Origin of the sequence: Streptomyces sp. 8K308, from assembly GCF_004348315.1 — a bacterium.
Taxonomy (GTDB): Bacteria; Actinomycetota; Actinomycetes; order Streptomycetales; family Streptomycetaceae; genus Streptomyces.
Genome location: NZ_SMKC01000083.1, coordinates 1 through 22987, shown reverse-complemented (window position 1 = coordinate 22987; position 22987 = coordinate 1). Strand labels below are relative to the sequence as shown.

Here is a 22987-nt window from a genome sequence, read left to right as displayed (position 1 = left end):
GGCGGGGAAAGACGAAGTCCGGGGTCAGCGCGGTCACGAGGGCGAGCAGCACCGGGTCGTCTCCGGCGAGCTGTCGGGCGCGGTCGTAGTAGGTCCGGCCATCGACGGCGGCGGCCGTCGCCCCCGAGGCGAGGGAGAGCGTGCCGACTCCAGCGCCGAGTGCGAGGGCGGCCAGCCGGCCGAAGCTCCGCCTCGTGGGTCCGGCCGACCGACCGTGGTGGGGTGAACGCGTCATCGCGATTCTCCTGGTGATTCGGGTATTTCGAAGCCGTCTCGGGCCTCGCTTCCGCGTCTCCGCGGATCAGCGAGCGGCGGCGGAGCTCTGGCGGCCGAGTCCGTCGACGGCCACGGCGGCGGCCTCGGCGATCAGCGCGTCGTCGCGTTGGGCGTCCGCCTCGTCGTGGGCGGACATGATCGCCATGACGAGGGGGTCGCCACCGTCGTCCGGCCACACCACGGCGATGTCGTTGCGGCCGCCGTAGCCGCCGGCGCCGCTCTTGTCCGCGACGGTCCAGTCATCGGGGAGTCCGGCCTGGATGAGCGTCTCGCCGGTGGTGTTCGTGACCATCCACATCCGAAGCAACTCGCGCTCCCGCGCGTCGAGGACGTCGCCGAGCAGGAACTCCCGTAGGTCGCTGGCGAGCGCGCGCGGGGTGCTGGTGTCGCGGATGTCGCCGGGCGTGGCCTCGTTCAGTTCGGTCTCGTACCGGTCCATCTCGGTGACGTCGTCCCCGAGCTCCTCCTCCAGGATGGCCTCCAGACCGTCGGGCCCGCCCAGCGCGTCGAAGAGGAGGTTGCCCGCGGTGTTGTCGCTGTACCACAGGGTGGCCGCGCACAGTTCGCTCAGGCTCATTCCGGTCTCGACGAAGTCCTCGGTCACGGGGGAGTGGTCCACCAGGTCGTCCTCGGTGTACGTGACCACCTCGTCGATCCCGTCCAGGCCGTACTCGTGCAGTACGGCTCCCGCCGCCAACGCCTTGAAGGTGGAGGCGTAGGCGAACCGTTCGTCCGCCCGGTAGGCGATCTCCCGGCCCGTGCCGGTGTCCAGCACGTAGACGCCAAGCCGCGCGTCGAACTCGCGCTCCAGCGCCTCGAACCCGCGGGTGACGGACGCCGCGGACGGGCCGCTCGACGCGGCCGACGAGTCGGAGGCGGACACGGCGGCCGCATCGGACGCCGATGCAGCCTCCTCCGCGCACCCCGGAAGCGTCACGAGCGCCAGCACGCCGGCCGCCCAGGCGGCACCGCGGCGTACGTAAGACCCACGCGTCATGGGACAGACCTCCAAGTCATCTCAGGGCCTCGAGCCCTCAGCGGTCAACAGCCCGGGACGGCCCCGGACTTCGTCACACCCTCCGGCGTACCGTCCCTTCGCGTCCAAGACGCGAGTGCGCGACTCCATGCCGAACCAGCATGGAGTCGCGCACCGCCCAACCGCTGCGCGCACCCGAGCCAGGCGAGGCGCCCACCACCCGCGGTCGTCGAGCGTGTCCTGCTGCTCGGGCGCGAGCCTGGCACGTCGGAGTGGGGGAAGCAGGTGTTCGCCGCGGACGGGGCCAGCATCTCCACACCGCGCGGGAGAACAATGACAAGGCGGTCATCAGGGAGGCCACCGCGGCCCTCGAGGCGGGCACTCCGGAGGCTGTGCGTGAGTTCCGGGAGAGCGGCTACCGTCTCGCCCAGTTCGAGGACGACAAGGTCGCCGTCTTCCGCATCCTCGCCGACCCGACCATCAGCGACGCGCTCCGCGCGGCAGCGCAGCAGGCCATAGAAAACGCCACACCGGAGTCGTTGCGGTACTTCCTGGAACACGGCCGGTACGAGGTCGAATCCTGAGGAGACAAGCCGACGTCCCCCGGTCGGACGCGTTCAGTGAACGGGTGACGAGGCGGCGGTCCGCCGGTCACGCCGGATGACGGGGCCGGGAGGTCGAGGCGTTCGTTCACCGTACGCCTCGGCGCCCGCCCACCCTTCCAGGCCGGTACCCGCCGTTCAGATGGTGATCTCCGCATCCGGCGGGTGGGCCAGCGCCCACTCCCGGAAGCCCTGGCCCCACGCCGTGAGCCTGCCGCCGAGGCCGCCTCCTCCATCGCGGCAGCGGCGATCTCCCGGGGCCGGGCCGGGACGTGCACCAGGGCGGGAAGTAGCCAGCCGGGCACAGGGCTTCAGCAACGGGGAAGAACTGTGCCAGCTCGCGTTCGGAGATGATCCGCTCGAAGCGCGGAGTACCGGCAGGCGTGGGACACACGCGAAGGCGGGATTCGGGTGCGGATGCTGTCCGCGACGGCCCCGCCCGAGGGCCTGCCTCGCGGCCCATCTCGACTCGGTTGGTGACCCTGATCGCTCGATGATCGGTGGGGTAAGCGCCCGCCGGGACCGCGGGCGGGCCGTGAGGACGTGCTGGAGGTGGGTCTTGGGCCTGCCGGCCGGGCGTCTGCTGCTCAGCACGAACACGGACTTGTGGCGGAGTTCTCGCGAGAGGTGGTGCACGGGTGCGGACGACCGGCACCGGCTCAGAGGTCGCTCCTTCTGCGCCCTGCTATCTCCTAGTTTCGGAATGCGTTGAGTGGTGCTGTTGGGACTGGTGGTGTCGGCCTGTCTCGGTGGTCGGGTGGGGTGATGGTTGGGGTGGCAGTCGACTTGCGTCTGGCTCATCCCGAGGCGTCCGAAGGAAGGCGTGACCACGCTTCCCTGTCCGCACGCCTGGGCGCACTCGCTGACCGGCGGTAAGCCCAGGTCATGGCTGAGCGTCGCCCGTATCCCAGTGATCTGTCCGATGACCGTTGGACGTTGATCGAACCGGTGCTGACCGCGTGGCGAGCCGAGCGGCGCCGGCACGCGCTGAACATCGGCCGCCCACCCGAGCATGACCTGCGCGACCCTCCCCGCCCGCTCCGAAGCCATGATCCACCTCGCCATGACCGACCTCATGACCCGCCGCCTCACCGGCGAGACAACTACCTCTGGCGCGACCCCACACACCCGGACCAAAGCCGTATCCCGGGATAAAACATCGGGAGAAAATGACCACTCAGACGCCGCGGACGGCCGCCAGCACGTGTGGCCAGGCCGCCGCGCCCAGCGCCTTGTCGGCCTCCGGGGTGTTGCCGTGGGCGAACCGGGTGGACGGGGGCGGTGCGACCTCACCGGGAAAGACGGTTCGGTGGCCCGCCTCAGGCTGGGTGACGAGCAGTGTCCTGCGCCCCGCCGCAGGGCGCCGGGCAGCGAGTTCGCGGGCGAAGCGCACAGACGGCCACATGCGATCCGCACCACCCGCGATTAGTGTCAGATCGGCGTCGATCTTCTCCACCGGGATGGCCGCGGCGGGCAACCGGTGAGCATGGGTCGCGAGGCTGCGCTCGTACCAGCCGAGCACGGCGACCGGTGAGCCCGCCGGCTCCGCCGGCGTCCAGGAGTCGTCGTAAGGGACGAAGGGCAGGGGCTGGTCCTGCCAAGTCCAACTGGAACGGTAGGGGCGGTCCCGGCCATCGCGGCCGGGACCCACGTTGGCCCAGCTGACTGACGTGGGGGCGAGCGCGATCACCGCGTCGACGCAGTCCGAGAGCGTGGACACGAGCAGCGCCGCCTCCGCGCCCTTGGACGAGCCGAGAATGCTGACGCGCTCGGCACCGCGCTCCCGCAGTAGCCCGGTCGCGGCGACGAAGGTCTCCAGCGGAATCTCACAGATGCCAGGCGGCTGCCCGGGACCGCCGAACCACCGGATCGACACCGCGGTCACACCGGCACGGGCGAAGAGACGGCACCGCTCGCGCTCAACACGACCACTCGACCCGGACAGCACGAGGACGCCCGCGCTGCTGCCCACGAGCGGTTCGGCGACGAAACCCTCCCAGCACTCGGTCAGTTCGCACTCGGTGATCTCCGCAGCCATGCCGTCAACCTACTGAAAGGAGTTCTCCGCCTCTGCCCCGGGGACCGGTCACCGCACGGTCGTCAGCCTCGGTCAGCCGCATCGCTCCGGTGATGCGCACCGGGCCGTGTGCTCGTGCCGGGGCGCTGGCTGGTGCGGATGTGGTCCGCACCATGTGCGGCCAGCGGCCCAACCGCATCGACAAGGGCGCAGGGGACTTCGCCACCGCCGCCGATGTGGAGGCCCAGAAGGCGATCGTCGGCGTCATCCGTGCCGCACGGCCCGATGACGCGGTGCTCGGCGAGGAGGACGGTCAGCGGGACGCCGACGACGCACCACTGACGCCCTCGTCCGCTAGCGGACATGGGAGCGACTCCGATGCGTGGAAGACAGCAGGTTGGGCCCGCAACGGTAGGGAGCGGCGCGCCGCGTACGGGAGGTGCCGGGCGGCGAGACCGTCGCCCCGATGGTCACGATCCACTCGTCGACGACCCAGCGGTCACCGTCCGTTCGGCACGTGCCGTCCGGTCACATTCGCCGCGGTCGCGCCGCCGGAGTGGCCTCCGGGCCCGGGCCCCGCCTTGCCTTGCCCTGCCCTGCCCTGCCCGGACCTGGCGGGCGGCAACAGTGAGGGGGTGAGGGTGTCGCCGTACATCCCCGTGCCGTGGGTGGCGTCGCTGCTCTACGGGGCGGTGCTCGCCGGCGGACGGTGTGACGTGACCGGGAGCGCCGAGGGCCCTGGGGTACCGCGGGTGCGGGTGCTGGTCGTCGACGATCAGCGGCTCATCAGGGACGGCATCGCGTCCCTGCCGTCCATCCGGCCGGGCATCGAGGTCGTCGGCACGGCGGGGCGGTGAACGGCCGAGAGGCCGTGGCGCAAACGCTCCGACTGCGGCCGGACGTGGTGCTGATGGACGTCCGGATGCCGGAGATGGACGGCGTCGAGGCGGTGGCCATCCTGCGCGGCCAGGCGCCGGAGTGCCGGACCGTGATGCTGACGACGTTCGACGACGAGGAGTACGTCGTCCAGGCGCTGCGGGCCGGGGCGAGCGGCTATCTGCTGAAGGACCTGCCGGCCGACGAACTGGCGCACGAGGTGCGCCTGGCGCACGCCGGGGTCACCCAACTCGACTCCTCGGTCGCCCGCCGCCTCGCCGCCGCCCTGCCGCCTCCACCCGGCCCGAGCGCCGGGTCCCCGCCCAGCGGGCGTTCCGGACCCGAGGTCCCGCTCAGCCCACGGGAGATCGACATCCTGCGGCTGGTGGCCCGCGGCCTGACCAACCGGGAGATCGCCGCGGAGCTGTATCTGAGCGAGGGCACCGTCAAGAACCACGTCTCCCGCATCCTCAGCCGCCTCGCCCTACGCGACCACACCCAGCGACCACACCCAGGTCGCACTCCGCGCCCGCGACCTCGGCCTGCTGTGACCACGCCGACACGCCGCCCGCTCGGCCGAGTAGTCGTACGAGCGAAGCCCTGGGACACGTCCCGGGGGTGGTCACACCGTGCCGCCACCTCGCGAGACGGCGGCACTCCGTGACGTGGTGAGCACGGTCCCGTTGATCGCTGGGTGCCGGCCAGGCCGCGTGCGGAGCCGAGTCCCGCCCGGTCTTACAACGGGGGCGGAACTCGTCGCGCCTTGCCCGGTCAGCCGTAGAAGTTCTTCGGCCAGCGGTGCTTGGCCAGCAGCGCGAGTTCCTCGGCGGTCAGTGGCGGAGCGTCGGAAACGGCCGCGTTGCGCTCTACGTTCGCGAGTGACCGCATACCGACGATGACCGTGGCGACCGCCTGCCCGGCGAGCGCGAACCGCAAGGCGGTTGACGCGAGTTCGGCGACGCCGATGCCCAGGTCGGCGAGGAGCGCCTCGACGCGCTCCTCGACCTGAGCGGGTCGGTCGTCCCGGAAGTACCAGTTGCGCCAGTCGCCCTCGGGGAAGGAGACGCCCGCCCGGATCGAGCCCGTCAGGGCCCCCTCGTCGAGTGCGACCCGCCCGATCACGCCCACGCCGTGCTCCTCGCAGGCAGGCAGCAGGGCGTCGCACGGGGCCTGCTCGAAGATGTTGTAGATGACCTGCACCACGTCCAGGACCCCGGTGCGCAGCACCGCGAGCACGTTCTCGGGCTGGTGATCCTTGACGGAGATCCCGAAGAACCTGATCTTGCCCTCCTGCTTGAGGGCGTCCACCGTCTCCAGCCAGTCGCCGCGGCCGGTCCAGTCGTCTTCCCAGGTGTGCAACTGAAGGAGGTCGACGTGGTCGCGGCCCAGTTCCCGGAGGCTGGTCTCCAGGCTCTCGCGTAGGTGTGAACCGGGGAAGACCTCCGCCGGGTGCAGCCCGCTGGACGCGAGGGAGACCGGAACCTTCGGCCCGACCTTCGTCGCCACGTGAACGTCGTCTCCGTGCCCCGGAAGCTCGCTCAGCGCACGGCCGACGACGCGCTCACTGCGGTCGTATGCCCTGGCGGTGTCGATGAAGTTGACACCCAGCTCAACGGCACGACGCAGCGCGCGCACGCCGGACTCATCGTCGGCGCCCACCCAGGCCCCCTGGCCCAGCCCCCAGGCGCCGTAACCGATCTCGGACACGGTCAGGCCGGTGCGGCCGAGTTCCCGATAACGCATACGCGGTTCGACTCCCTTGTTGACCACCACCGGCGACGGCGGCGCGTTCCGTGTGGCTTCCGATGCGCCCGGTGCCACGACCCGCCCGCACGATGCCACAGATGCGACGATCAGGCATCCCCGCCAGGAAACGTCGAAACTTTCGCACCAGGGGCAGATCCGCGCACAGGACCTCGTGGTCGGCGCGAGGGGGCCTCTTCCCCGGATGGGGTGACCGAGGACCCACACTCCGAACCACTGCTCGGCGCCGTACTCCTCGAACCGCTCCACCTCGGTGAACCCCAGCTTCGCCGCGAGGCGCATCGCGCGGTCGTTGGCGGTCTGGGTGCACAGCACCACCGGCTCGCCGGGGCGCCGAGTAGGCGCCCACCTTCCGCGAGGTGAACAGCTCGATGAACGCCGCACGGTCCCGGGCCTCGGGCTCGTGGAGCACGAGCCGCTCGGTCCTCATCGGGGCAGGTGGCCACGCGGCGGGGCCGAGTCCGGTCATGCCGGGTAACCTGACCAGCAAGCTCGGCAGCGATCAAGACGCATGGACCGACCAACCAACCGGCGTGGGGCCCGGGGCGGTGGGCAAGCAACCACGCTCGCCTGGGTACGGAAGTGCGCATCGCTGGCTTCCGAGCCTCACCCCGCCCACAGCCCGAGTGCGCGAGGCGCACGACCTCCGCTTCCATGCCGCGTCGACCTGGCTCGCGCCCGACGGTCACGGGTGAGCCGTGTGTGGATCGAGCAGTTCGAAGAGCCCACCGCGGCGACCCAACCGCCGCACGGAAACAGAGGCGGTCATCCCGGGAGACACCCGCTCGGGTTGTTCGCCGCCTCGGTAGCCACGTCGCACGGCTTGCCGAGAACCTACGGGTTGGAGGCGATGACCTGCAGGACCCGCAGGTCCGACCGCAATGGGCCAAAAGTATGCACATCGTGGGACAGTCCACCTCGGCGGCTCCTGGTGAGTAGCATCCGGCAGCGATACATCAGAGACGAGGAGCGTGAGCCGTCATGGTCGACGAGCCGGACAGCACCACCCCCATTCAAAGCAGGTACGCGGAGCAGTTCGCTGGCGACCTCGAGAACAACCGCGAGGAGCAGGAGACCATCTCCGCACGGATCGCGGGACTCGAGGCACGGCTGACGCGGCTGAAGGCCGACGAGGCATGGCTGTTGGGTCAGTTGGCGTCGGTGGACGCGCAGCAGGCCCCGCCCGCCGACGAGGAGGGCCAGGATACGGTGCAGTCCACCGGTCCTCCCGCCGAGGACACTGCCGGGCCCCGGACTCTCCCGACGCAGCGTCAGGGCAGGACGGGCGCGAAGGCCGCTGCCGGCGGCAGGACGAAGAAGACCACCACGAAGAAGACCACCACGAAGAAGGCGACGGCCCGGAAGCCGACGGAGCCTTCGCTCCAGGAGGTTGTTCTGGGCCTTCTGCAGGCGCACCCCGGTGAGCCCCGCACGGCCCGCGAGATCCACACGGCCCTGGAGGCGACCGAGCGCGCCACCTCCAGCCAGACGACGCGCAACACCCTGGAGAGGCTCGTCGCGAAGGGCCTCGTCGAGAGGGAGCGCAACCAGGGATCGGTGATGTACACGGCACTCACGTCAGCGGACGACACCCCGCCACCAGCCGACACCGCTGCTGCTCCCGAGGGCGCGGACTTGAGCGAGACCGTCGCAGCGGAGTAACTGGACGATCAGTTCCGAACGCTGGGTACCCAACGCGGGGAGGGTGTCCGACAACGGGTTGCGACGACCGAGTTGGACACCCTCCTGACGGCACTCACGGGCACGTCGATGACCGCCCCGAATACCCCGCGCTGGCGCCGGACGGCCACCCCGGCAGGACAGACACCGAACTGGTCACCCCGGCCGCGTACCGCGCCCCGGGGCCGGACGATCCCTGGATCGCGAAGGGGGTCGCCCTCGGGCACGTGGCACCCAGACCGACTCGGCTGGCGGAAGAGATGTTGCACCCTCGATCACCCGAGGCGAGGCTGAGGGGGGCGGCGCCGTGCCTGGACGCGCGCGGACGGAACCGTGCCGGCTGCGGTGCGCCCTTGAGGAGCGTGCGCTATGCGGATGATGTTGCGAGCCCGTCTGGACACGCAGCTTGCGAGTGAGGCTGTCAAGAGCGGCAGGATGCCGACGATCATGCAGTCGCTCTACGAGCGGCTCAGTCCGGAGGCGGCCTACTACTGCCCCGTCGAGGGCGCGCGTGGCTGCACCTTCGTGTTCGACATGCAGGACACGTCGCAGATCCCCTCCATCGCGGAGCCGTTCTTCGAGGAACTCGGTGCGGAAATCGACATCACGCCGGTGATGAACCGCGACGATCTGCTGCAGGGCCTCCAGACGTTGGAACAGGGATGAGGACTGTCAGCCCTCCCGGCACTCCTTGTGCCGCGGCCCTCTCCTGACAGGTGCGCCGCAGGTACCAATCAGGTACCTTGGGGGTATGCCATCCCTGAACATCAGCTTCACCGAGGAAGAGATGGACGCCGTTCGGGCTGCCGCGCTCGCCGACGGGAAGTCCCTCAAGCAGTACGTGCATGACCTCCCGCTGCGGGAACTGCACCGCCGGCAGTTCGTCCGCTACGCCGTCGCCTGGGGCGAGCAGCACCAGAGCGAGTTCGACGGGGCGTTCCCCGACGAGACACCCCCGGCCCGGCATGAGCGGGGAGTCGAAGCCGCCTGATGCCGCAGTACATCGACGTGCCCTGGCTCCTCGACGTCCAGGAGCAGGCCGTCCCCGAAGACGTCTCCGTCGCCGACTACTCCGCCCTGGTCGCCGCGGTCGCGCGCCACAAGACCCGCATCCCCCGGCCGGACACCGCCGACCCGGACACGGCCTGGCGCGCCGCCGCGCTGCTGCACACCCTGGTGCGGCTCGAGCCGCTGCCATACCGCAACAGTCTGTACGCCTGCCAGGTCGCCGTCTCCTACATGCACCTGTGTGGTGAGGGGATCGACCCGCCCTTCGGCGCGCTGGTCGAGCTGGTGCGTGAGATCCAGGCCCGGAAGGCCACCGTGTACACCGCCGCCGACCGGATCCGCGGCTGGCGTGTCTGACCGCGGCCGCGAGGCGGGGGCGAGGCTGTCGTCCCGAGCTTTCAGCCGATCCACTGCCCCGGCCCGTGCAGCCGTCGTTCTTCACCCCTCCGGCGACGTTCGGTGCTGTCGTGGGTGTTCCGGCGATGACGCGCGCACACCGTGGTTCGTCGGCTGCGGGGTGGTGGTGGCCCTCCTGCGGGGCGGTTCACTCGAGGAGCGCGCACCGACAGGAGGAGAGTTGACTTCAAGGTGGCTTGAAGTGTGAGGGGGGCCCGTGACCGGAACCCCGAAGAACGAGGCCGCAGATGTCCCACCACGCCCGCCGGTCCGACCGCCGCCCCGTCCCTGGGGGAATTGCCCCAGCAAGTCGCTGAGCTGCGCGACCGCGTCCGCGAGCTCACCGATCGGTCCGAGATCAGCGCTCTGGTCGACGCCTACTTCCTCAGCATGGACCAGCGCCGGTTCGACAGCGAGACCGTCGGGTCGCTCTTCACCCCGGATGTCACGTTCGACTTCCCGGTCGGTGGTTCCGACCTCAGCGACTACACGGAATCGTGCGGCAAGTCTTCGGCTGGTACCGGTTCACCCACCATGTCAGCGGCAACCACATCGTGCGTCTCGACGGCGACCGAGCCACCATCCGGTGGAACGCCGTCATGGTGCACGTCCATTCGGATGCCACCATCGCCGCCCGCGGTCTCGAGCCCGGTGCGCACTTCGATGCCGGCGGGTCTTCGAGGCCGATGCGGTCCGCACGGCCGACGGATGGCGCCTGCGGCGGCTGGTCCTGACCGACGAGGCCGGCTGGACCAACGGCACCCCGCCGCCCGAAGGGCCCGCCCTGTGAGCGGTGCCTGACACCTCTCGGACACGGACACCACTGACGGGAATCCCCATCCCAGTCGTGATCGCGCGTTGGTGCGGACACATCACCGGAGTACCAGGACATGTCCGGTGGGCCGACGGTGGTGCGGGTGCTCGCCGCGAAACGCATCGCTGCCGGCCCGAAAATCGGTGGAGCCGCACTCCCGTCTGCCGTTAGCGTGCTCCTGCCCACAGTCACCCTGTCAAGGACGTGCCGTTGTACACCAGGTGAGCCCTCCGAGCGCTGATTCGCCGTGCGTCGCACATGTGCGCCGCGCTCCTTTTCGCTGCGGTCTTCTCACTGGAACCGGTGTATCTCTGTGTCCAAAACCTGGGTGGTCGTACCCACCTGCCTGCCGATCGTTCTCCGCCGTTGCCACAGGTGCGCCTCGGGGCGCTTCCGGGTGAACGGCGAATTCCGCGCCAACGTGAGCCACGAGCTCCTGAACCTGCCGCACGACAACGCCCCCGGCCTGGCAGCCGAACTGCTCCAGGAGCCGGTCCTACGGCGCCGCGACGTGGGCGGCTCGGGAGGAACCGAGCGGCCGGCCTGGCAGTCGCCGTATGGTCCGCCGCCGCACCGGCCGCGCCGCGGACGGTGGGCGCCCGTACCGGTGTTGCCCAGGTCTCGGTCCGCTGTGCGGCGCGGATTCCTGTGCGGCCGGTGCGACTGAAAGCCGAAGGTCTCGGCTCTTCGCGAGCCGAGCCCAAGAGACTGCTGGCCGCGGGGAACCTCGCGTTGACCGCCCGCCTGAGCGGCCAGCCCTCGGGCGACTTCACCTTCACGCCCAAGCGCTGAGTCCTTCCGGCCCGGGGCCCGTCCGGCAGTATCCGATCCGCCGGACGACGACCGCCCGGGTCCCGTTCCCACCGAGAGGAAGGATCCGACGGCGCCGTTCCGGGCCGCCCGTTCTCGCCCGGCCCGCCCCCCGGCGTGGGGAGGGCGGTTGCGGCGGGAGTGCCGCGTGGGGGAGCGGGTGGTCAGAGGGGTGTTTCCCCTCCGCCGAGGTCCTCCCGGCCCCGGCGGAACGCGGTCGTGAAGGCGGCCTCGCCCAGGGCGGCCCGGGCGGCGGCGGTGATCCGGTCGACATCGCCGCGTTCGGCGGGCGGCAGCGGGGCACCCACCGACTTCCGCAGTCCCGCGGCCTCGCCCAGGAGCCGCGCGGCCTCACCGGCGCGGCCGGCCAGCGCCGCGACCCCGGCCAGCCCTTCCTTCGCCAGGGCGACGGCCCGCGGATCGCCGATCTTGCGGGCGATGACCAGCCCCTGTTCGTGCAGGTCGTGGCCCGTTCGCCGTCGCCGCGCTGCTCGGCGGCGAAGCCCAGCTCGGCCAGGGACAGCAGCACACCGTAGAACGGCAGCCCGTAGTCGGCCTCCAGCTGCCGGTGCCAGGCCAGAGAGGCCCCGAAGTGGGCCTCCGCCGCCGCCAGGTCTCCCGTCCGCCGCGCCACCAGGCCGAGTCCGACGCGGGCGAACTCCTCGGCGAACGGGTTCGACTGCTCGGCGGCCAGCCGCATCCCTCGTTCATGGAACTCCACGGCTCGCGCGAAGTCCCCGGTCAGCAGAGCGATGCGGCCGAGGCTGGACAGCCGGTAGGACACATCGGTTCACAGCCGCAGGCTCTCCGCGGTGCGCAGGCCCTCGCGGTGCAGACGGGCGGCGCGGACGTAGTCGCCGGTGACCTCCGCCAGCCAGCCGAGCATGTCGGTGGCCTGCAGCTGCCCCCACTGGTCCCCGAGGGTGGTGAACAGCTCCAGGCTGCGCGTCCCGCTGTTCTCCGCGGTGGCGAGGTCGCCCCGGAACATCGCCTGTCTGGCCCGGCCGCTGAGCGCGGCCGCCTCGCCCCAGCTGTCACCCGAAGCGCGGAACGCGGCCAGTGTCAGATCGGTCAGGTCCGCGCCCGTCTCGATGTCCCCGAAATGCAGATGGGTCAGCGCGAGGAACCACCCGGACCTCGGGTCCTTCCCGGCCAGCTCCCGCAGGAGCGTGCCACCGCGCGCCGTCGGCCCGGTTCCGTCGCCGGTCAGCATGGCGAAGGCGGCCTCCCGCACGGCTGTCCCGGACGGGGCCGCGCCGGGCAGCCGCAGCACCATGCCGAGGGAACGGCGGGCCTCCCGGTGCCGGCCCCGCAGATACCAGTACCAGGCCAGGGCATCCGCGAGGCGCCGTGCGAGGCGCCGGGCCGACGGCGTGGCGCCTGGCTCGGCCGCCTCGGACAGCACGGCGCGCAGGTTGGCGGCTTCCGCGTCCAGCTGCTCCAGCCACCGACGCTGCTGATGGCCGTAAAGGTGCGGCTCGGCGCGTTCGGCGAGCTCGACGTAGTAGGCGTCGCGGAGCAGCTTGACCGACTCCGTCTCACCGGCCGCGCCGAGCTGTTCGAGGCAGTAGGCGGCGACCGTCTCCAGCAGCCGGTGGCGCACCTCGCCCCCGGCACTCTGCTCCGGCACCACCAGCGACCTGTCGACCAGCTGGGCGAGCAGCCCGAGCACCGTGCCGGGCTCCAGGCCGGGGCTGGCGCAGACGGCCTCGGCGGCCTGCCGGGTGCACCCCCCGGGATGCACCGCAAAGCGTCGCAGCACCCCCTGCTGCGGCTCGGTGAGCTGCTCCCAGCTCCAGGCGATCATGGCCCGCAGCGTCCGGTGGCGGGCGGGTAGTCCCCGGGCCGTGGTATCGAGCAGGCAGAGGCGGTCCTCCAACTGCTCCGCCAGCGCGCGCAGGCCCAGCGCGCGCACGCGGGTGGCGGCCAGTTCCAGGGCCAGCGGCAGACCGTCCAGGCGCCGGCAGATCACCGCCACCACCGGCGCGCGGCCCTCGTCCAACACGAATCCCGGCGCCGCCGCGGCGGCCCGCGCCGCGAACAGCCGCACGGCGCTCGCCCGCACCAGGTCCGAGAGGCCGGCCCCGGCACGGGCACCTCCAGCGGGGCCACCGGATACACCGACTCCCCGGGAACGGCCAGCGGCTCCCTACTGGTGGCGAGCACCCGCAGCCCCGGCGCGGCGCCCAGCAGCGACGGCACCAGCTCGGCGACCGCCGCGATCACGTGCTCGCAGTTGTCCAGCACCAGAAGCAGCCGGCGCCCGCGCAGGGCATCGGCAAGCCGGTGCGCCAGGTCCGCGGGCGGCACGCCGGGCCAGGCGCCCGTTGCCGTCTCGTCGCGCAGCCCCAGCGCGGCGGCCACCTCCTCCGCGACCTCGGCCGAAGGATCCGCGGAACCCGGGCGCAGCCCGGACAGGTCGGCCAGCCACGTCCCGTCCGGGAACTCGCCGACGAGCCGCGCGGCCACGCCCACGGCGAGCCGGGTCTTGCCCACACCGCCCGCCCGGACCGGTCAGCGTCACCAGCCGGGAGCCGCCCAGTAGTTCACCCACCTCGGCCGTTTCCGCGTCCCTGCCGATGATGCCGGTCAGCGGCGACGGAAGATTCGTCCGGGGCCGGGCCGCCGACGTGGCCGCCGGGCGCACCGCCGCGAGCGCGGGGTCCTGGGCCAGGATCGCCTGCTGGAGGGTGACCAGTTCGGGACCGGGAGCCAGCCCCAGCTCCGCGGCCAGCCTCCGGCGCAGCTCCTCGTACCCGGCCAGTGCCTCGGTCTGCCGGCCGGCCCGGTACAGCGCGCGCAGGTGTGCGGCGCGCAGCCGCTCGCGCAGGGGATGCTCGGCCACCAGCTCGCCCAACTCATCCGCCAGGACGCTGTGTTCCCCCAGATCGAGCCGTGCCTCCGCTCGCTCCTCCGACGCGGTCAGCTGCTGCTCCTCCAGCCGGGCGGCCGCTCCCCGGGCGAACCCGGCCTCGCGGAACTCGGCGTAGGCGGGTCCGCGCCAGGCCGCCAGGGCTTCCGAGAGCAGCTCCGCCCGGCTCCGCGGATCGCCCGCCGCACGGGCTCTGGTGAGCAACCCGGTGAGGGGGGATGGCTGGTGTCACGATCGTCATCCCCGACACCTGGGCCGCAGACACCAGCGGCATGGACCCCGGCATCGGCGGCCTGACGGACAAGACCACTCCCGACCGGCTCCCGGGGAACCCGCTGATCCGGCTTACCGGGTCCGGCGGAACAGCGGGAGTAGTCATCCGCCACCCCAACCGTTGGGAACGACGCAAGCTGCGCGGTAACCCGACGCACTAGGTAGGTCGTGCCGTGAGCCGTGCTCAAGGCCAAGAGCGGTCTTGGAGCGGGCCCGTGGCGTCCGACCGGACGAACAGTGGCTCCGGTTGGAGCGGCCGTTGCCGCCAGCGCTGACGACGGGACGACCGCCACGGATCGGCGGCAGGTCCTAAGACGGGATCTGGCGCGAGCTCGCCCGGGCTCGCCAGGCGGGACATACCGCGGCCCATGACGGTCACACGAGGCGACTGCCGCGGCCGAGTACGTGTGGCACGTGCTGCCCGAGCACTACAGCGTCGTCTGTCACGGCACCGCGTGTGCACGCTGCCGGATGCGGCCCTGCGCACCGTGGCGCCCGCGAGACCGAGCCCACGTCTCCACTCGGCTTTCCGCCCGCACTGGCTCCGTGAGCTCGCGTGCCGTGGGGCGGTTCTCACCACCAGACGCCGCTGCGGTGACGTGCTCGGCGGTGGGCGCGGAGCGGTTTGCCCGGCATCCCCTGCCAGGGGCTCCGCGTGTACCGGCCATCGAGGGCCCGGAACATCTCGCGGGCCGCTGGTAGTTGGCCCGTCAGGTAGAACGACATGGCGAAAACGTTGTGCACCCACACCCACTCCGGCCCTCGACGGTAGTCCGGGTGCCGCACCGATCGGTCAGCGGCGTGGTGCAGCTGCCGAGCCACCAGGGGGTTCCGCAGGTAGCCCTTCCCCTGGTACCCCGCGGTCCGCAACGATTCCAGATGCGCGTGAGGGATCAGCACCCCCAGCGAGCTTCCCTCGGGCGCGTGCGTCATCGCGCCGTACGCGAAGGCATGCATGTCATCGTCCGAGCCCCCGTGCGGTGTACCCAACTGCTGCAGGTACTGCACGTGCACGGGCAGGTGCTCAGGCTCACGTCGCACCACCTCGTCGAACAGATGCCGCATGTGTCCTCGGTCCGTTCCCAGGCCCAGCGCGACGATGAACAGATCCGACCAGGGCTGGACCCACTCCGGCTCCCGCTCGGCCACCGCCCGCAGAAGCGAGTCCGCCATCCCCAACGCGACCGGATCCTGCCGCTGCTCGGGCGTCGGCGCGCACCGGGCACACACCGAACCGGACCGTTCACGCGCCACCCAGAGGTGACAGGACGCGGCCAACAACAGGGTCAGGGAGGGTGTGGCGTCATCGGCGACGACGCCACGCGTCCACTCCCGCACCACCGCTGACTTCGCGAGCTCGTCGAGCACCACCTCGCGCTCACCCCGCATCGCTTCAAGGTGGGCCTGAACCGTTGGCCAGTCCCGCCCGGCGACTGCTCGACGCAGCTCATCCGACAGCGTCACGCGCTCCTCACGTGGCAGAAGACGCCGCCACACCGAACTCAAGGCCCCCACGACGCACCCCTCATTTCACGCGATCATGACGTCATGCACTTATCACACGCACGCCATGTTCGTCTTCCACCGCCTCCGCCGCCTCAGCGCGTAGGACACGGTCTGGGAACAGCCGACACAGTGAGGTGGCCCGTCGGTCGTCACGTTTCCGGGCGTCCTGGCGCAGGTCAGGGTTCTGTCACCAGCAGTCGATACCCGACGTCGATGGCGTCGAGTGCGAGCAGGTCGGCGTGTCGGTGGCGCCAACGGCCTGTGGCGAGGTCGTCGGCGAGCGTTGCCAGGCCGGGGGCCAGGACGTCTTCTCCGATCTGGGCGAGCATGGAGATTCCCGCGCGCACCTGTGGGTCGAGGTAGGCGTGGGGGCGGCGCCAGTATGCCGCGCCGAACCCGTCCCTGCAGTCGTGCGGGACGTGGACGGGCTCCTGATGTGCCCCGCCGAGCAGAGTGGCCAGCCGGTCGGTCGGGATGGCGCGGGTGTCGTCGAAGGCGGCGGCCTGTGGGAGGTACTCGCGCACGAGCCAGAACCGCTCGCGGAAGATCTGCTGGTCCCAGGTCAGGATGACGATGCGGCGGCGCGCGACTCGGCGGAGTTCGGCAACGCCGGCCGCAAGGTCGCTCCAGTGATGGACGGTCAGCAGTGCCATGACGGCGTCGGCGGCGTTGTCACGCAGCGGAAGCTGTTCGGCGACGGCGCGTACGGCGGGCGCGGACCGGGATGGGCGCTGGGTGAGCATGATGTGGCTGGGCTCGACGGCGAGAATCGTCTGCGGCGGCTCATAGGAGCCGGTGCCCGCTCCCACGTTGACCACGTCCGCCGCGTTGCCGAGCGCGGCGTGTAGCTGCGCGGCGATCCGCGGATCTGGCTTCCGGGTCCGGCCATACGTCGCGCCGAGCGTGTCATAGACGGCCATGGTCCTCAGTATGCTGCCACCGTACCGCGGCCCGCTCCGCGCACGTGCGGACCGGCTCCACCTCACTTGCCCAGGTGCAGGGCCTCCTTGAGGAAGACGGTGAGGTAGTTGGGGGTGCCCTGGGTGGTGATCACCTCGATGGCGGCGCGCACGTGCGTGTCGTCGACGACCTCGCGCAGGAGCAGGTCGGCGAGGTCGGCGCGGGCGGTGAACATGCCGGGCAGGCGCTGCGGTTCGACGGCGACCCGGTAGTCGCTGACGGCGGTGGTGTCGAACAGGCCTGACGGGCGGACGATGGTCCAGTCGAGGTCGGTGGCCCGCACGATCTCCTCCAGGCGGCGCGCGTCCTCGTACAGCGGGCGTCCCATCGCCGTCAGGATCGGGCCGACCACTTTCCGGAAGACGAACTTCTCGTCGGGCGGGAGTTGCGGGTGCACGCCGATCGAGGTCACGCACACCAGCCGTCGCAGGCCGTGCCGCTCCATCGCCGCCGCGATGTTGCGGGCGCCCTCCGAGAAGATGGTGACCGGCTCCCTGGTGTAGGGCACCCCGAGGGTCGAGATGACGCGGTCGTGCCCGGCCACGGCCTGGTCCACGGACGCCGCGTCCAGCGCGTCCGCTCCCGTCACCCGCAGGTTCGGGGCCTCGAGGGGGAAGGCGTCGGGCCGGCGGGTCACCGCGGTCACGGTGTGCCCCTCGTCGAGCGCCCGCTGGGTGACCAGTCGTCCCGTGGGGCCGTTCGCGCCGAATATGACGAGCTTCATCCGCATCTCCTCCGAGCATGGCGACCGCTACTATTGGAACAGCGATCCAGTTGTTGGAACGTTGTTCCAGTGGAGGTTACATGACGGACCTGCCGGGGATCGTCCGGCTCCGGGACCAGCGCGAGGCGCTGACTCTCCGGACGATCCTCACCGCCGCACGTGGGCTGTTCGCCGAGCACGGCTACGCCCGCACCCCGATCCGTGCGATCGCCAAGGAGGCCGGCGTCTCGCCGCAGACGATCTACGCCCACTTCGGGTCCAAGGCCGGGGTGCTCGCGGGGCTGATCGACCTCATGGACGAGGAGGCCGGCCTCCCGGACCTCATGGCAGAGGCCGCCGAGCTGACCGACGGCGTCGAACTGTGCGGCCTACTGGCCAGGGCCGCCCGTCAGGTGCGGGAGCGCTGCGGCGACATCGTGACAATGATGAACTCCGGCGCCACGGTCGATCCGGAGATCGCCGCCACCCGGGCGGAAGGGGCCAGTAGGAACCGGCTCGGCGTCGAGATGATCATGGCCCGGATTCGCGAGGCCGGGCACCACGTGGACCCCAGGGCTGCCGACATCGCCATCGCGCTCATGAGCGCGGGCGTCCACGACAGCCTCGTGGAGGAGGCCGGCTGGTCCCACGACGACTACGAGGCCTGGCTCAGACGAACCCTCGTGTCCGCGGTGTTGGACGGCGGGCATGGTCACTCATGAGCACGCCACGCGCTTCGCGGGGAGGAGCCCCCGTTCCGCCGGGGCGGCGAGTCCTCGTGCACCGCTCGGGCAAGGGGGCCCTCCGGCGGTCTTCCTCTCTGCGGCCAACGCCGGGCCCGGGCGGCGGTGGGTTTGGCGGGTTGACGCCTGTTTCCGCCTTCCGGGGGGCGCATAGCCTGAAGCTTTGAACGGGCTGTGTGGTCGGGCCTGATCGGTGTGGGGGCCTTCCCGAGGGCGTGGCGCCGACCACGGGTCCGGGGGAGGGGTGCACCGGTGTCCACGACTGGCTGATGGAGAACGGCGGGACCGACGCGGGCGAGAGCGGAATCCAGGTGACGGTGCACCGTAACGCCCAGCGCCAGGCACAGATCGCCAACCTCCGGGTGGTCGTCGTTTCCCGCGAGGAGCCGCCGCCTTCCGTACTGTCGACCTGGACAGCCCGCAGCCCCGAGCGGAGTACGAGTCCGAGGACGGCGCACCGTTCGGTTTCACGGTGGCGTCCGGCGAGATCGAGACGTTCCTGATCACGGCGACGGCGGAACAGGTTCGTGGATACGGTCCGCTCCGTGGGCCCGTTCACGTCCTCCGGGTGCGAGTTCTCCGCGCTCGGCGTGGCCGAGGAGGCGCGGAGTGCGACGGTTCACCGGCCCTTTGAGGGCGTCGACAACCGGTGAAAGGAGTGAAGATGAGCCGTACCATCCGCCACCTTCTCAGTGTCGGAGCAGCTGTGATCCTACTCATGACGGGTGGGGGCACCGCGCTGGCTGATAACGAGGGCGTGTCCACGGCCGAGTCCGTCGGGACGACCGATGCTCAGGCTTGTAGCTTGCGGTGGACCGTGACACCGCCCGAGGAGGTGAGACCCATGAACGCTGTATCGATGTGGGTGCTCCCCCTTCCCGTCATGGTCGGGCGATTGACGTAGGTGTCGCCGGGAGTGCCTCGCCAACAAGGCACTCCCGAAGGGCAACACCTATGGACTCTTCGCAGTTCACCGCCGAGCCGTCGTCGCACGGTACGGTCGAGCGCGACGTCCCCGCGGGCGACGTCCCCGGACTCCGGTCGTCGGCCTCCGGCGCCGATCGCGCGCCCCTCATGTTCGACGTGATCATTGTCGGATGCGGGCCGACGGGCGCGATGCTGGCCGCGGAACTACGGCTGCACGATGTGCGGGTTCTCGTTCTCGAGAAGGAGACCGAGCCCGTGTCGTTCGTCCGCATAGTCGGTCTGCATATTCGCAGTCTCGAGCTGATGGCGATGCGCGGACTGCTGGATCGCGTTCGCGAGCACGGAAGACAGCGTCCGGCCGGCGGATTCTTCGCCGCCACCAACAAACCCGCACCCGAGGGCCTGGATTCCGCACACGCCTATCTGCTGGGCATCCCGCAGCCGGTCATCGTTCGCCTGCTCGAAGAACATGCGATCCAACTGGGGGCGCAGGTTCGGCGCGGTTGCGCGGTGTCCGATCTCACGCAGGACGACGAGGGTGTGACGGTCGAGTTGGCCCCCGGGGGGCACCCCCGCTCACCAGGGCGTGGCCGGCGGGGAGGCGAGCAGTTGCGTTCGCGCTATCTCGTCGGCTGTGACGGCGGGCGCAGCACGGTGCGCAAACTACTCGGCGTCGGCTTCCCCGGCGAGCCCTCGCGGACCGAGACACTGATGGGCGAGATGGAGGTGGGGGTGCCGCAGGAGGAGATCGCCGCCAAGGTGACCGAAATCGGCGAGACCAACAAGCGGTTCTGGCTCAGGCCCTTCGGCGGAGGGACATACAGCGTCGTAGTCCCCGCCGCGGGAGTCAGCGATCGCGCGGAACCACCCACCCTCGAGGATCTCAGACGACAGCTGCGCGCCATCGCCGGAACCGATTTCGGCGTGCACTCCCCGCGTTGGTCGTCCCGCTTCGGAGACGCCACCCGGCTGGCGGAACGTTATCGGGTCGGGCGGGTGTTGCTTGCCGGCGACGCGGCACACATCCACCCACCCACCGGCGGGCAGGGCCTCAACCTGGGCGTGCAGGACGCGTCAACCTCGGCTGGAAACTGGCCGCACAGATCCGCGGCTGGGCGCCGAGAACACTGCTCGACACCTACCAGGCCGAACGCCGTCCGGTCGCCGAGGACGTGCTGGACAACACCCGCGCCCAGATGGAACTGCACTCCACCGAACCGGGCCCGCAGGCTGTGCGCAGGCTGCTCACCGAACTGATGGACTTCGACGAGGTGAACCGTTACCTCATCGAGAAGATCACCGCGATGGGCGTCCGCTACGACTTCGGTGAGGGCCCGGATCTGCTCGGCCGTCGTCTGCGCGACATCGACGTGAAAGGCGGTCACCTCTACGGCCTGCTGCACCGCGGCCGCGGCCTGCTGCTTGACCGGACCGAACGCCTGATCGTCGGCGGCTGGTCAGATCGGGTCGATTACCTCGCGGACCCCACCGCGGCACTGGACGTTCCCTGTGTCCTGCTACGCCCCGACGGACACGTGGCCTGGATCGGCGACGATCAGCAGGACCTGGACGAGCACCTCTCCCGCTGGTTCGGCAAGCCCGCCAACTGATATCTCCGAGCAACCGACAAGGGCCGGTTGCGATCCCCAGGGTGCCCACTGGTGAGCGGCTGGCCGGGACGGACTCCGGCTCTGGTGTCGGGGTTCAGCCACGGGCGCCAGAGGGAGGGGTGAACCAGGGGTCGGGCGAAGGGCCACGACGGCGCGCACGTGGCCCTTCGCCCGGGGCGCGGGACCGCCGTCAGGGGACGGCGACCTCGATCAGCTCACCGTCCGTCGTGGCGACCGCGGTGCCCTGGCGGAGCGAGTCGTAGCAGCCGTGGCTGCTCCAGATCGGCAGGAGCGTGCCTTCGGGGACGGTCACCGTGCCGTCCTGGGGACGTCCGTGGTGAAGCCCTGGTGGCAGTCCCGGTACCGGCCGCTGGCACTGTCGTCCGGCATGCCGATGATGACGGAGTCCGCGGGCCAGGAGGGGGCGCCGGCCCCGATGGTGATCCGCAGGGTCACCGTCACGTCACTGGCCTGGGCGTCGGTCGCCGCGGCGGTGGCCGTCGGGCTGAGGGCCACCGCGAGGGCGGCCACCAGGCCGGCACCGAGTAGGAGGCGAAGCCGGCGTAAGGGCAGTCGAGGGTTCACGTGTGCTCCTTGTCCGAGGGGCGTGGTCGTGGCCGGGGTTCAGCGGCCCCAGAGGCGCCAGGTCTGGTTGCGCGGACTGCTCTGGCCGACGGGGTTGCAGGTCCACTGGTGGACCGGGGCCCGCGTGGCGGTGGAGATCTGACTGACGTCGACGCACTTGCCGCTGTGCCGGGCGACGAGTTGGACATCGCGGGGGTCGGCTCCCGAGTAGGTGACCGCCCGCAGCGTGAACTGTTGGTTCTGGGCTCCGCCGCGGCAGGTCGACTGCTGGACCGCGGCACCGTCGGCCGTGGAACCACCGCCGACCTCAAGGCACTTGCCGGTCTGCTGGTTGACGACCGTGTAGGTGTCGGTCGCCCCCGCCACCGGGCGGAAGTTCCACAGTTGCTGGTCGCCGCCCTCGCAGGGGTACTGCTGCTGCCGGTTGCCGTCGGCGGTGCTCAGGTCGGTGTTGTCCAGGCACTGTTGGGAGTGCTGGGCGACGGCGACGGACTGGAAGCCGGTGTCCGAGGGCGGCAGCAGGGTGATGGTGAAGGCGTCGTCGGCGTTGGTGTGCGGCAGGTTGACCGTCGTGCCGTTGTTGGACAGGTTCACCACGGAGTTCTGGACGGTGATCGGGCCCTGGACCGCGCCGCCGTTGTTGTACGGGACGCGCTGGACGAGCACCCGAACCTGGTTGTTCTGCACGATGCCGCTGGTGGCGTCCAGGCGCCCGATGCCGACCGCGATGTTGCCCGTCGTGCCACCACCCCCGACGAGGATCCGCGCCGAGCCGTTCGTCTTCGTGGCGAACGCGTCGTAGGACCGGCTGGGGGTGGTGGAGGCGATCTGACCGGTCTGTGAGGCGTAGAAGCGGTATACCCACCACTCGCCCTTCGGCAGGTGCTGCCCGGTCGAGTCGCGGACCAGCAGGTTGGCGAGGTCGTTGTGGAGGCTTCCGCCGCTGGCCCAGTTGGCGCGCAGGCCGTCCGCGCCGGCCCGCTCCAGGCGCGTGATGTACCAGGCGCCGTCGCCGGGGTTCTGCTCCTCGGGTGAGCCGTACTCGTTGACCTGGTACGGGCGTGGGTGCGGGATGCCGCGTGCGTCGAGGCTGGCGTTGGCCGCCGCCACGTTCGCCACCGGGTCGCTCGGCAGGGCGTGCCAGCTGAAGATGTCGGGGACCACGTTGTTGGCGCGCACGAAGTCGAGGTACTGGGTCCACCACGAGCTCGAGGTGGAGGGGACACCGGCGGGGCTCGGGCCGACGATCAGGTGGGAGGGGAAGGCCTGTCGGACGCGCTGGTAGGTGCGTCGCCACAGTTCGAAGTACTGGGACTGGGGGCGGTTCCAGAACAGCGAGATGTTGGGCTCGTTCCACAGGTCCCACTGCACCGGCACGCCGGTCGCCCGCACGTCGTCGATCAGCCGGGTGAGGAAGCGGTCGTAGTCGCTCCAGTCGCCGTTGTCGCCGGGGAAGCGGGTGATCGGGTATCCGTCGGCGCCCCACAGGTCGTGGACCAAAAGGACGAACTGGCCGCCCAGGTCGCGGGTGCGCAGCAGTTGGGCCCGGGTCGAGTTCCAGCGGCGGTCGTAACGGCCCGACACCCACC

General features: G+C 70.9%; 21 protein-coding genes and 7 pseudogenes. 13 read left to right on the top strand and 15 right to left on the bottom strand.

Annotated features, from left to right (window positions below; all coding sequences use genetic code 11):
- Nucleotides 1-235 (bottom strand): annotated as a pseudogene (locus E1265_RS14755) (MBL fold metallo-hydrolase); the annotation flags it as partial.
- A gap of 66 nt (nt 236-301) precedes the next feature.
- Entirely contained in the window at nt 302-1273 is a 972-nt protein-coding gene (bla, locus tag E1265_RS14750; RefSeq protein ID WP_132930752.1) for a class A beta-lactamase, read from the bottom strand.
- 371 nt (nt 1274-1644) lie between these two features.
- Between bla and E1265_RS40690 the strand changes: the two genes are divergently transcribed.
- The gene (locus E1265_RS40690) at nt 1645-1836 is read left to right on the top strand and encodes an ALF repeat-containing protein (protein ID WP_243740793.1); all 192 of its coding nucleotides are present in this window, start codon (nt 1645-1647) and stop codon (nt 1834-1836) included.
- A 903-nt stretch (nt 1837-2739) separates the two neighbouring features.
- Nucleotides 2740-2877, top strand: a pseudogene (locus E1265_RS39045) (IS5/IS1182 family transposase); the annotation flags it as partial.
- A gap of 154 nt (nt 2878-3031) precedes the next feature.
- On the opposite strand, the gene E1265_RS14730 reads toward E1265_RS39045, so the two are convergent.
- A complete protein-coding gene (locus E1265_RS14730; protein WP_132930750.1) occupies nt 3032-3892 on the bottom strand; it encodes an acyl-CoA thioester hydrolase/BAAT C-terminal domain-containing protein in 861 nt (286 codons plus the stop codon).
- 92 nt (nt 3893-3984) lie between these two features.
- Between E1265_RS14730 and E1265_RS14725 the strand changes: the two are divergent.
- From E1265_RS14725 to E1265_RS14720, 3 genes and pseudogenes are all read left to right on the top strand, one after another.
- Nucleotides 3985-4206 (top strand): annotated as a pseudogene (locus E1265_RS14725) (inositol monophosphatase family protein); the annotation flags it as partial.
- A gap of 300 nt (nt 4207-4506) precedes the next feature.
- Nucleotides 4507-4728: a hypothetical protein gene (locus E1265_RS40685; protein ID WP_347877201.1), complete on the top strand. Its 222-nt coding sequence runs from the start codon at nt 4507-4509 to the stop codon at nt 4726-4728.
- Between the two features lie 14 nt (nt 4729-4742).
- On the top strand, nt 4743-5411 hold the full coding sequence (locus E1265_RS14720) for a response regulator transcription factor (protein ID WP_347877200.1): 669 nt from the start codon (nt 4743-4745) through the stop codon (nt 5409-5411).
- 107 nt (nt 5412-5518) lie between these two features.
- On the opposite strand, the gene E1265_RS14715 is transcribed toward E1265_RS14720, so the two are convergent.
- A complete protein-coding gene (locus E1265_RS14715; protein WP_132930753.1) occupies nt 5519-6490 on the bottom strand; it encodes an aldo/keto reductase in 972 nt (323 codons plus the stop codon).
- 222 nt (nt 6491-6712) lie between these two features.
- Nucleotides 6713-6980: pseudogene (locus E1265_RS39040) on the bottom strand (hypothetical protein); the annotation flags it as partial.
- 512 nt (nt 6981-7492) lie between these two features.
- On the opposite strand from E1265_RS39040, the gene E1265_RS14705 reads away from it, so the two are divergent.
- The 5 genes and pseudogenes from E1265_RS14705 (at nt 7493) to E1265_RS14680 (ending at nt 11201) form a co-directional block, all read left to right on the top strand.
- Complete coding sequence (locus E1265_RS14705; protein WP_132930749.1) at nt 7493-8173, top strand: BlaI/MecI/CopY family transcriptional regulator; 681 nt, start codon at nt 7493-7495, stop codon at nt 8171-8173.
- Between the two features lie 387 nt (nt 8174-8560).
- Nucleotides 8561-8857, top strand: a complete 297-nt coding sequence (locus E1265_RS14700; RefSeq protein ID WP_132930748.1) for a DUF3303 family protein — start codon at nt 8561-8563, stop codon at nt 8855-8857.
- A gap of 85 nt (nt 8858-8942) precedes the next feature.
- Entirely contained in the window at nt 8943-9182 is a 240-nt protein-coding gene (locus E1265_RS14695) for a hypothetical protein (RefSeq protein ID WP_132930747.1), read from the top strand.
- Nucleotides 9182-9556 carry a toxin Doc gene (locus tag E1265_RS14690; protein WP_132930746.1) on the top strand — a complete coding sequence of 125 codons (375 nt, stop codon included), beginning with the start codon at nt 9182-9184 and terminating at the stop codon, nt 9554-9556. The genes E1265_RS14695 and E1265_RS14690 overlap by 1 nt, the downstream gene beginning before the upstream one ends.
- Before the next feature lie 1166 nt (nt 9557-10722).
- A pseudogene (locus tag E1265_RS14680) lies at nt 10723-11201 on the top strand (hypothetical protein).
- A gap of 182 nt (nt 11202-11383) precedes the next feature.
- Here E1265_RS14680 and E1265_RS39035 read toward each other — a convergent pair.
- From E1265_RS39035 to E1265_RS40300, 4 genes and pseudogenes are all read right to left on the bottom strand, one after another.
- Entirely contained in the window at nt 11384-11527 is a 144-nt protein-coding gene (locus tag E1265_RS39035) for a hypothetical protein (RefSeq protein WP_243740792.1), read from the bottom strand.
- Between the two features lie 482 nt (nt 11528-12009).
- Nucleotides 12010-13284 (bottom strand): hypothetical protein, encoded by a 1275-nt coding sequence (locus tag E1265_RS39030; protein WP_243740791.1) that lies wholly within the window; start codon nt 13282-13284, stop codon nt 12010-12012.
- Nucleotides 13188-13715: a hypothetical protein gene (locus tag E1265_RS40305; protein WP_279571431.1), complete on the bottom strand. Its 528-nt coding sequence runs from the start codon at nt 13713-13715 to the stop codon at nt 13188-13190. Before E1265_RS40305 ends, E1265_RS39030 begins: the two co-directional genes overlap by 97 nt.
- Before the next feature lie 235 nt (nt 13716-13950).
- Nucleotides 13951-14295 (bottom strand): annotated as a pseudogene (locus tag E1265_RS40300) (BTAD domain-containing putative transcriptional regulator); the annotation flags it as partial.
- Nucleotides 14296-14309: 14 nt separating this feature from the next.
- On the opposite strand from E1265_RS40300, the gene E1265_RS14670 reads away from it, so the two are divergent.
- A complete protein-coding gene (locus E1265_RS14670) occupies nt 14310-14525 on the top strand; it encodes a hypothetical protein (protein ID WP_243740789.1) in 216 nt (71 codons plus the stop codon).
- Nucleotides 14526-14937: 412 nt separating this feature from the next.
- Here E1265_RS14670 and E1265_RS14665 read toward each other — a convergent pair whose 3' ends face one another.
- The 3 genes from E1265_RS14665 to E1265_RS14655 form a co-directional block, all read right to left on the bottom strand.
- On the bottom strand, nt 14938-15879 hold the full coding sequence (locus tag E1265_RS14665; RefSeq protein WP_132930745.1) for a hypothetical protein: 942 nt from the start codon (nt 15877-15879) through the stop codon (nt 14938-14940).
- A gap of 167 nt (nt 15880-16046) precedes the next feature.
- Nucleotides 16047-16790 carry a methyltransferase domain-containing protein gene (locus E1265_RS14660; RefSeq protein ID WP_132930744.1) on the bottom strand — a complete coding sequence of 248 codons (744 nt, stop codon included), beginning with the start codon at nt 16788-16790 and terminating at the stop codon, nt 16047-16049.
- 62 nt (nt 16791-16852) lie between these two features.
- The gene (locus E1265_RS14655; protein ID WP_132930743.1) at nt 16853-17554 is read right to left on the bottom strand and encodes an SDR family oxidoreductase; all 702 of its coding nucleotides are present in this window, start codon (nt 17552-17554) and stop codon (nt 16853-16855) included.
- Nucleotides 17555-17634: 80 nt separating this feature from the next.
- Here E1265_RS14655 and E1265_RS14650 point away from each other — a divergent pair, with 80 nt between their 5' ends.
- Both E1265_RS14650 and E1265_RS14645 read left to right on the top strand, forming a co-directional pair.
- A complete protein-coding gene (locus tag E1265_RS14650; protein ID WP_132930742.1) occupies nt 17635-18255 on the top strand; it encodes a TetR/AcrR family transcriptional regulator in 621 nt (206 codons plus the stop codon).
- Between the two features lie 975 nt (nt 18256-19230).
- Nucleotides 19231-20813 (top strand): annotated as a pseudogene (locus E1265_RS14645) (FAD-dependent monooxygenase).
- Between the two features lie 190 nt (nt 20814-21003).
- Here the strand turns inward: E1265_RS14645 and E1265_RS40295 are convergent.
- The 3 genes from E1265_RS40295 to E1265_RS14635 form a co-directional block, all read right to left on the bottom strand.
- Complete coding sequence (locus E1265_RS40295; protein ID WP_279571430.1) at nt 21004-21126, bottom strand: hypothetical protein; 123 nt, start codon at nt 21124-21126, stop codon at nt 21004-21006.
- Nucleotides 21123-21398, bottom strand: a complete 276-nt coding sequence (locus E1265_RS14640) for a hypothetical protein (RefSeq protein ID WP_132930741.1) — start codon at nt 21396-21398, stop codon at nt 21123-21125. Before E1265_RS14640 ends, E1265_RS40295 begins: the two co-directional genes overlap by 4 nt.
- A gap of 39 nt (nt 21399-21437) precedes the next feature.
- A partial coding sequence (locus tag E1265_RS14635) for an RICIN domain-containing protein (RefSeq protein WP_132930740.1) occupies nt 21438-22987 on the bottom strand: 1550 nt, incomplete at its 5' end.

What these genes read in the sequence shown, in the direction of transcription:
- bla (WP_132930752.1), bottom strand. Translation starts at nt 1,273, where the DNA reads ATGACGCGTGGGTCTTACGTACGCCGCGGTGCCGCCTGGGCGGCCGGC.
- E1265_RS14730 (WP_132930750.1), bottom strand. Translation starts at nt 3,892, where the DNA reads ATGGCTGCGGAGATCACCGAGTGCGAACTGACCGAGTGCTGGGAGGGT.
- E1265_RS14715 (WP_132930753.1), bottom strand. Translation starts at nt 6,490, where the DNA reads ATGCGTTATCGGGAACTCGGCCGCACCGGCCTGACCGTGTCCGAGATC.
- E1265_RS14705 (WP_132930749.1), top strand. Translation starts at nt 7,493, where the DNA reads ATGGTCGACGAGCCGGACAGCACCACCCCCATTCAAAGCAGGTACGCG.
- E1265_RS14700 (WP_132930748.1), top strand. Translation starts at nt 8,561, where the DNA reads ATGCGGATGATGTTGCGAGCCCGTCTGGACACGCAGCTTGCGAGTGAG.
- E1265_RS14695 (WP_132930747.1), top strand. Translation starts at nt 8,943, where the DNA reads ATGCCATCCCTGAACATCAGCTTCACCGAGGAAGAGATGGACGCCGTT.
- E1265_RS14690 (WP_132930746.1), top strand. Translation starts at nt 9,182, where the DNA reads ATGCCGCAGTACATCGACGTGCCCTGGCTCCTCGACGTCCAGGAGCAG.
- E1265_RS14670 (WP_243740789.1), top strand. Translation starts at nt 14,310, where the DNA reads ATGGCTGGTGTCACGATCGTCATCCCCGACACCTGGGCCGCAGACACC.
- E1265_RS14660 (WP_132930744.1), bottom strand. Translation starts at nt 16,790, where the DNA reads ATGGCCGTCTATGACACGCTCGGCGCGACGTATGGCCGGACCCGGAAG.
- E1265_RS14655 (WP_132930743.1), bottom strand. Translation starts at nt 17,554, where the DNA reads ATGAAGCTCGTCATATTCGGCGCGAACGGCCCCACGGGACGACTGGTC.
- E1265_RS14650 (WP_132930742.1), top strand. Translation starts at nt 17,635, where the DNA reads ATGACGGACCTGCCGGGGATCGTCCGGCTCCGGGACCAGCGCGAGGCG.